General features: G+C 48.5%; 8 protein-coding genes and 1 pseudogene. 2 read left to right on the forward strand and 7 right to left on the reverse strand.

Features of this window, described 5'->3' with window-relative positions; translation table 11 throughout:
- The coding region (locus tag HMPREF2865_RS01535) for an IS5/IS1182 family transposase (RefSeq protein WP_070645203.1) at positions 1-260 on the forward strand (260 nt) is incomplete at its 5' end.
- A gap of 425 nt (positions 261-685) precedes the next feature.
- On the opposite strand, the gene HMPREF2865_RS11905 is transcribed toward HMPREF2865_RS01535, so the two are convergent.
- From HMPREF2865_RS11905 to HMPREF2865_RS01555, 6 genes are all read right to left on the reverse strand, one after another.
- Positions 686-847 carry a hypothetical protein gene (locus HMPREF2865_RS11905; protein WP_283120622.1) on the reverse strand — a complete coding sequence of 54 codons (162 nt, stop codon included), beginning with the start codon at positions 845-847 and terminating at the stop codon, positions 686-688.
- A 489-nt stretch (positions 848-1336) separates the two neighbouring features.
- Positions 1337-2035 (reverse strand): zinc-binding dehydrogenase, encoded by a 699-nt coding sequence (locus tag HMPREF2865_RS01540; RefSeq protein ID WP_210399342.1) that lies wholly within the window; start codon positions 2033-2035, stop codon positions 1337-1339.
- Positions 2010-2303, reverse strand: coding sequence for an alcohol dehydrogenase catalytic domain-containing protein (locus tag HMPREF2865_RS12220; protein WP_210399343.1), 294 nt, complete (start codon positions 2301-2303; stop codon positions 2010-2012). Before HMPREF2865_RS12220 ends, HMPREF2865_RS01540 begins: the two co-directional genes overlap by 26 nt.
- Before the next feature lie 47 nt (positions 2304-2350).
- Positions 2351-3868: an ABC transporter permease/substrate-binding protein gene (locus HMPREF2865_RS01545; RefSeq protein ID WP_070645206.1), complete on the reverse strand. Its 1518-nt coding sequence runs from the start codon at positions 3866-3868 to the stop codon at positions 2351-2353.
- A 101-nt stretch (positions 3869-3969) separates the two neighbouring features.
- Positions 3970-4794, reverse strand: a complete 825-nt coding sequence (locus HMPREF2865_RS01550) for an ABC transporter ATP-binding protein (RefSeq protein ID WP_070645209.1) — start codon at positions 4792-4794, stop codon at positions 3970-3972.
- Positions 4784-5644, reverse strand: coding sequence for an SDR family oxidoreductase (locus tag HMPREF2865_RS01555; RefSeq protein ID WP_070645212.1), 861 nt, complete (start codon positions 5642-5644; stop codon positions 4784-4786). Before HMPREF2865_RS01555 ends, HMPREF2865_RS01550 begins: the two co-directional genes overlap by 11 nt.
- Before the next feature lie 265 nt (positions 5645-5909).
- Between HMPREF2865_RS01555 and HMPREF2865_RS01560 the strand changes: the two are divergent.
- Positions 5910-6089: pseudogene (locus tag HMPREF2865_RS01560) on the forward strand (TonB-dependent receptor); the annotation flags it as partial.
- A gap of 218 nt (positions 6090-6307) precedes the next feature.
- On the opposite strand, the gene nadC reads toward HMPREF2865_RS01560, so the two are convergent.
- Positions 6308-7189: a carboxylating nicotinate-nucleotide diphosphorylase gene (gene nadC / locus HMPREF2865_RS01565; RefSeq protein ID WP_070645217.1), complete on the reverse strand. Its 882-nt coding sequence runs from the start codon at positions 7187-7189 to the stop codon at positions 6308-6310.
- Positions 7190-7350 lie beyond the last annotated feature (161 nt).

Below are 7350 nucleotides of genomic sequence, written 5' to 3' on the forward strand. Positions count from 1 at the left end.
AGCATCAGTTGTTAGACGGTATTATGCGCAAAGCCCACCGCAAACATCCGCTGTCGGAAGCGCAAACCAAATGCAACCGATATTTGTCGAAGACCCGTTATGTGGTCGAACAAAGCTTCGGTACACTGCACCGTAAATTCCGCTATGCCCGGGCAGCCTATTTCGGTCTGAGCAAAATGAGTGCGCAAAGCCATTTGAAGGCGATGTGTTTGAACCTGTTGAAAGCGGCTAACAGGCTAAGTGCGCCTGTTGCTGCCTAAAAGGCGGTTGGATGCCTGATTAATCAGGTATCCAAGAGGGATTAGGGGGGTATTTGAGTAGAATCAGTGGATATTTGAAACAAAAACAGCCGAAAACCTGTGTTTAGGTTTCGACTGTCGGGGGAAAAGGAATTTTGCAAAGGTCTCAGTCTATACATCTGTGCAAAGCAAACTGCAATCGGCGCTAGCTGGACGCTCTTGCTCTTATCTTATAAACAGCGTTTGTGATCCCTATTTGAAAAACTGTCGATTGGTGGAACTCTTCCCTGAAATTGAAAAGCAAAAATGGCAGCTTTATTTATATCGACCATATCAAACGATTGTTGCCGAGCGAGTGGTGTGGGTGTATAACAAGTTGAAGGAGATTTTGTTGTCGAAAATGGTTTAGGCATAAAACATGGCGAGATGATCTCGCCATGTTTTTATCACGATTGCTTATCCACAATCGATTTTAACATCGTATAAGATTGGGCTTGTTTTTGTTTATCAAAAATATAGCTCCCCGCCATAATTTCATCAAAATGCACCTGTTTACGCAGTTGTTTGAGCAAGCCTAGCTTGGGTTGAGACCCAACAAACCGTTTCATTTTTCTAAAGCATTTGATTTATTAACCAAGCCTACCTACTGCTTTTTAGGGTTTCAGACGACCTCTTTAAACCATAAGGTTGTCTGAAAAGCAAAAAACAGCCTGCAACTTCATTAATTCAGTGGTAGAGTCACAGTAAAATTAAGCAGCTTAAAACCTATTGATTTTATACTAAAAATTGGAGTACTATGAGCACACTCTCTTGAGTATCATTAATTCTCATTTGACATATAGGAACAAAACAGCGGAATTTGTAGAAGAATAGGGAAAAGGAAATTAATTTATATTATGTTAAATTCATAATGCTAGTATTTTAGCCTGCTAAGTCCTGTTTCTTCTAGTTGTACAATCACTTACAGAATTCAAATATAAAAGGCCATCTGAAGAATTTCAGACGGCCTTCTCTTTATCAATATCCATGAAACCAATTCAGATCACAGTTTTATTCCAAAGCATGATTAAATTTCTTTTATAGAATTTTAGATAGCCCTATTCATTGACCACCACCACTTTCCCAAATCCGTCCGCGCTTTGCAAAAAACGGTGGGCTTCGGGAACTTGTTCCAATGTAAACACGCGTTCAATTAAGATTTTCACATTAAATTGCCGGATATAGTCAAACATCGCATCCAGCTTGGCTTGCGAGACATTGCCCGAATAAAAGGCGGTAAGATAGCTGTTGTTTTTGAGTTCAATAATCGGATCAAAATTGTTCACGTACCATATGTTACCAAGCTGCCCTGTATTGCAGACGATGCCGTGTTCGTTGATGTGGGAGAAAGAATCACGCAAAGTTGCCGGCCCGACCAATTCCAGAATTTTGTCATAGCTTTGGTCAGTTTGTATTTTGCCATCGGCTTCAGTAATCACTTCGTCAAATCCAACCGCCTGCAAACGGGTAGCTTTGGCAGGATTACGCGTTGAACCGTGCAGTACGACATGCGGAAACTGCGCTTTAAGCAACTGTGCAAAGGCTACGCCCACGCCACTGCCTGCACCACGCACCAGCACACGATCTTGCGGCGCGATACGAAGCTGTTGTAATGAGCCAAACGCGGTGTAGTAGGTTTCGGGAATTGCGGCAAGGGTTGTCCAATCCAAGTCGGTATAAACGGGGGAAATTTGCTCGTTGGGCAGCAGCACATATTCGGCGTAACTGCCGTCAAAGGCGCGCCCCATTTCGCCCATACATTTCGCCCATAATAGAGACGACCTTTTGTCCGACCGCCAGCGCGGGTGTGGAACTTTGCGCCACTTCGCCTACACATTCAATGCCCAAAATGCGCGGAAATTGGACAGACGGCGATTTGCCTTCACGCGTGAAAATCTCAGAATGGTTGATGCCGAAGCCTTTGATTTTTACCAGTGACCAACTCTCTTTGATATCAGGTGTTGGCACGTCTTGATAAATCAGTTGCTCTGGACCGCCGGCTTGATAGATTTTTACGGCTTTCATAATACCTCCCTAAGAATCTGATGCTTTCAGGTAGCCTACTGCCAATTTTACTTTCCTAACAACCCATTTTTCTCCAAATACTCCCGCGCTACGTTTTCCGCGCTTTCGCCTTGCACTTTCACGCGGTAATTCATCTCGCTCATTTCTTCTTCGCTAATTTTTCCCTCCAGTCGGTTAAGTGCGATCACAATTTGGGGATTTTTTTCGGCAAATTCTGCTTTCATCAATGGTGCCCCCTGGTAAGCAGGAAACAGAGAAATATCGTCTTTCAGCAGGCGCAACTGGTATTGCTTCAATTCTGCATCGGTAGAAAAGGCTTCCACTAGGTCGATTTTGTCATTCAACAATGCTGTATAGCGTAAGGCAGGTTCCAAGCTAACAATATGTTTCAGCGTGATACCTGCTGCCTGCATGCCTTTGTAGCCGTCTGCTCGGTCGGTAAACTCCAGTGAGAAACCTGCTCGGATATCGGGCGCTACCTGCTTCAAGTCGCTGATTGTCTTCAGTTGGTGCGCCGCGCCGTAGCTTTCTTTGACTGCCAACGCATAAGTGTTCTGATAAGACATCGGTGGTAGAAACTCTAACTGATATTGTTCCGCCAATAATTGTTTGCCCCGTTGATAGGTTTCATCTGGCGACAGATGGCGGTTCTTCTGTTCAGGTGGTACTTGTACTAAGGCTTCCAGCACTGTGCCGGTGAATTCAGGATAAATGTCGATTTCGCCACTATTCAGTGCGTTAAACAGAAAGGTGGTTTTGCCAAAATTAGGTTTGACTGTGACTTTCACGTTCGAATTCTCACGTTCAATCAATAATTTATACATGTTAATCAGAATATCCGGTTCACTCCCCATTTTGCCGGCAACCACCACGTTTTTTGTGGCAGGTGTAAATGAAATCTGCGACAGACCGAGTGCGCCGAAGCACACCGCCAATGCAAGAATAATCGCCAACTTGCGTCGCGATTTTTGCAACAGCCCGATAATGCCGCTTACACCGACAGCCAATAACGCGGAGAGCAATGCGCCGGTAAACGTCATTGTCATGTTGTTTCGGTCAATACCGAGCAGAATCAGGTTGCCCAAGCCGCCTGCGCCGATTAGCGCCGCCAGAGTTGCCGTGCCGACAATCAGCACCGCCGCCGTGCGAATGCCTGAAATCATGGCAGGCAAAGCCATCGGCAGCTCAAGCCGCCACAATGATTGCCAGCGCGATAGCCCGAATGCGGTGTACGCATCTTGAATCGATTGGTCGATTTGGGTCAGCCCCAAATAGGTATTTTGAAAAATAGGCAACAGCGCGTATAGCGTGAGCGCAATCAAGACGGGCGGCGAACCGATACCAACAAACGGAATCAGCAAACCCAGCAGCGCCAAAGACGGAATGGTTTGCAATATATTGGTAAACTGCAATACCGCTTCCGCTGCCCGCTGTCTGCGCGCAAACAACACGGCCGCAGGCACTGCAATCGCCACTGCCGCGAGCAAAGCCAGGCCGGAAAGCCATAAATGCGTAAGCAGCATTTGCCAGAGTTCTGCCGGGGTAACGTTTAGGGATGAGAACATAGTTTTAAATTTTATGTTTAGTACGTTGAATAATAGATGTTTATGTTTGCTTTACAGCAAGGTATTAGCGCCTTGAAAGAGGTTTCAGACGGCCTTCACCATCATAACACTGCCCTTCTCACAGCTTCCTGTCCCTGTTTATCCAACCGTAAGAATTGGTGGATGATGCGTTCGGCATCGGGTGCATCGGCGGTGGAAAACAGCGATTGCACATAATCATTTGCCGGCTGCTTTTTGATTTCTTCAGGTGTGCCGATTTGTACCAGTTTGCCGTTATGCATTACACCGATACGGCAAGCGAGTTTGGCGGCTTCCTGCATATCATGGGTAACGAAAACGATAGTGGTGCCAAATTTTTGGTGAATCATAGCAATTTGGTCTTGCAGCACGGTACGTACCAGCGGGTCAAGTGCTGAAAACGGTTCGTCCATCAGCAGAACTTGGGGCTTGGCTGCAATGGCTCGCAAAATACCGATGCGCTGCTGTTCACCGCCGGAAAGTTCGTGCGGATAGCGGTCGCGATAGTGCGCAGGGTCAAGTTCCACCAGCTCCAATAATTCATTCACACGCGTTTTACGTTCGGCTTTCGGCCAGCCCAGTACGTCAGGCATGAGTTCGATATTTTCCGCGACGGTCATGGTGGGGAAAAGCGCGATTTGCTGCAATACGTAACCAATTTGGTGGCGGAGCTGGCGGATGTCGTAGTCTTTAATCCGTTTCCCGTGCAGATAAACGTTGCCATCGGTCGGTTCAATTAGCGCGTTAATCATGCGTAAAGTGGTGGATTTGCCGCTGCCCGAGCCACCTACCAACACGAAAAATTCACCCTGATAAATGGTCAAATCCAAATCGCGCACAGCATATTTGCCGTCATAATGCTTGCCTACGCCGCAAAATTCGATAAACGGAACAAGATTATTTTGCATATTGTGCCTTTACTACGTCTTCAAAACTAAGCGGTGCGCGTCCCAACAACTGAGGCAGGTCGTCTGAAACGGTAGCAAGCTCGCCTTTGGCAATGGCAGTGTAGATAGAAATCCAGGCTTCAATCTGCCAATCGGGCGTGTCAGGATACTCAGCTTTGCGGCTGGCGAAGGCTTCTTCCACAGTTTCATTGTGGTAGCAGTGCGGTTTGCCGGTGATTTCGGTTAAGACGGCGGCTATTTCAGCGAAGTTTAATGATTGGGAGCTGGTCAGCGTGTAGGTCTGATTGTCGTGGCAGTGGTTGCCGTATGCGATGTCGGCGATAACGTTTGCCGCTGCTTGGGCGACATCGCGCTGTGAAACGCAGGCAACTCGCCCATCATCAGCAGGACCTGCGATGATGCCGTCTGCGTTGGCAATGGTTGCCATCATCTCGCTGTAAAAATTGTCGCGCAGAAAGGTGTAGCGCATATTTGTTTGCCGGATTGCATTTTCGGTAACCGCATGAGTGCACGCCAGCGTGAAGGTGCTGTCCAACGCCGCTTGAGCAAAAGAGAGATAGACAATACGCTTCACGCCCGCTTCCGAAGCAGCCTGCACCAAAGTCAAATGCTCCTGTTCGCGCATTGGACTTTCGGCGGCGGACACCATAAACAGCACGCCCACCCCGTTTAATGCCTGCTTGGCAAGCTCCAAATCGCCATAGGCAAACCGTCGCGCCTCGCAGTTCGTGAGATTGGGCGCTTTGGCGGGGTTACGCAGCGGCAGAATAAGCGGCAGACCACGTGTGTTCAGATGACAGGCGACCATACCGCCGATGTTGCCGCTGGAGCCAGTGATGGCTAGATTCATGTTGTTTTCCTTATGCGTTTTCTAAAGAGATAGCTTTGCCGTTTACAGGGTTTCTGTAAAACCATGTGCATGCTGCTTTTTGAGTTTCAGGTAGACTGAATAGATTCAAGGGATGGTTTATTGATGGTTATTATTGTAGCAGTTTTCCTACATACGATAAGCCGCGAAAGACTTACTTGATTATTAAGCTGAATAATACCGCAGGGCGATTTTTCAGGTATATTACGACCAAGCAGATAATGGAAAACAGGCAGACCCCGACTATATGCGCTGGCAGCCTGTTGCAGTATGGTATGCCTACCTGCGCTACAAAATCGGCAAAAACCTGACTACCGAACTGGTGGGTAGCAATCTGACCAACCGCTACGACCTCGACCCAATGAGCCGCTCCTATCTGCCCGCACCGGGTAGGACAATACGCATTGGGATAACTGGAAAATGGTGATGATCAATTAATCATTTTGAGAGTAAAAAGCCGTCTCAACATTGGGTTTCAGACGGCTTTTTACATGATGGCTTAGTTATGCCCTACTCTTTCATGTTATATGAAGGTTGAAGCTAAATTGCATAATTTTTATATCTTCTGCTTTGGAAGCAAAAAGGCTGCTTGAAAATAAAAGGTCTATATTTCAGACGGCCTTTACTTTATAGCAAACTCGAAATTTAAGCCACGAAATCCAAACCTATATCCAACGAATGGCTGCTGTGGGTCAGATAGCCGAGAGCGATGCCGTCCACGCCGGTTTGTGCCACGCGTTTCAGGCGGTCGAAGCCGATGCCACCCGATGCTTCGCAATAGACGGTGTGGGGGTGGGCGGTTTGTGTGTGGCAGCGGTTTGCCGCTTCTTTCAAGGTTTCGTCATCCATGTTGTCCAGCAAAATCCGTTCCGCGCCCGCCGCGATGGCTTCGTCCAGTTGTGCCAGCGTGTCCACTTCGATTTCCACGCAGGTCAACGGTCCGACCGCCTGCTTTGCCTGCCGTACGGCTTGGGTGATGCTGTCACAATAGGCAAGATGGTTGTCTTTGATGAGCACGGCATCGTCCAAACCCATGCGGTGGTTCACGCCGCCGCCTGCTCTGACGGCGTATTTTTGCAGGACGCGCAGCAGGGGGATGGTTTTGCGGCTGCACACGATGTCTGTACCGTATTCGGCGACTTCGGCGACGGCACGCGCGGTGGCGGTGGCGATGCCGCTTAAGTGCGTGAGGTAGTTGAGCGCGGTGCGTTCGGCGGCGAGCAGGGCGCGGGCGTTGCCTTCGACGGCAGCAAGCGTCTGACCTGCGCGGACGGTTTGCCCGTCTTGGATTTCGGCTTGGAAGCGGACGGACGGGTCCATCGTCTGAAAGGCGAGGCGCGCCAAGTCCATGCCGGCGATAACGCCGTCTTCGCGGCTGACGAGGAAGAGTTTGGCGGTTTTATCGGGGGCGATAACGGCGGCGGACGTAATGTCGCTACGCCTACCCAAATCTTCGCTCAAGGCTTGTTCCACCATGGGGCGCAACAGGGTGTCGGGCAGGGGGAAGAGGGTGTTTTCAGACGACATGGGGTTTCCTTTGTTGAAAAAGATGGATGTTGCACCGATGGGGTAAAACTTCATTTTATAGTGGATTAACAAAAACCAGTACGGCGTTGCCTCGCCTTAGCTCAAAGAGAACAATTCTCTCCGGCGTCATCTGATTATTTTGAAATTGCCATTTCAATGAC

Origin of the sequence: Neisseria sp. HMSC073G10 (assembly GCF_001812605.1) — a bacterium.
Lineage (GTDB): Bacteria > Pseudomonadota > Gammaproteobacteria > Burkholderiales > Neisseriaceae > Neisseria > Neisseria subflava_A.

What these genes read in the sequence shown, in the direction of transcription:
- HMPREF2865_RS11905 (WP_283120622.1), bottom strand. Translation starts at nt 847, where the DNA reads ATGAAACGGTTTGTTGGGTCTCAACCCAAGCTAGGCTTGCTCAAACAA.
- HMPREF2865_RS01540 (WP_210399342.1), bottom strand. Translation starts at nt 2,035, where the DNA reads ATGGGCGAAATGGGGCGCGCCTTTGACGGCAGTTACGCCGAATATGTG.
- HMPREF2865_RS12220 (WP_210399343.1), bottom strand. Translation starts at nt 2,303, where the DNA reads ATGAAAGCCGTAAAAATCTATCAAGCCGGCGGTCCAGAGCAACTGATT.
- HMPREF2865_RS01545 (WP_070645206.1), bottom strand. Translation starts at nt 3,868, where the DNA reads ATGTTCTCATCCCTAAACGTTACCCCGGCAGAACTCTGGCAAATGCTG.
- HMPREF2865_RS01550 (WP_070645209.1), bottom strand. Translation starts at nt 4,794, where the DNA reads ATGCAAAATAATCTTGTTCCGTTTATCGAATTTTGCGGCGTAGGCAAG.
- HMPREF2865_RS01555 (WP_070645212.1), bottom strand. Translation starts at nt 5,644, where the DNA reads ATGAATCTAGCCATCACTGGCTCCAGCGGCAACATCGGCGGTATGGTC.
- nadC (WP_070645217.1), bottom strand. Translation starts at nt 7,189, where the DNA reads ATGTCGTCTGAAAACACCCTCTTCCCCCTGCCCGACACCCTGTTGCGC.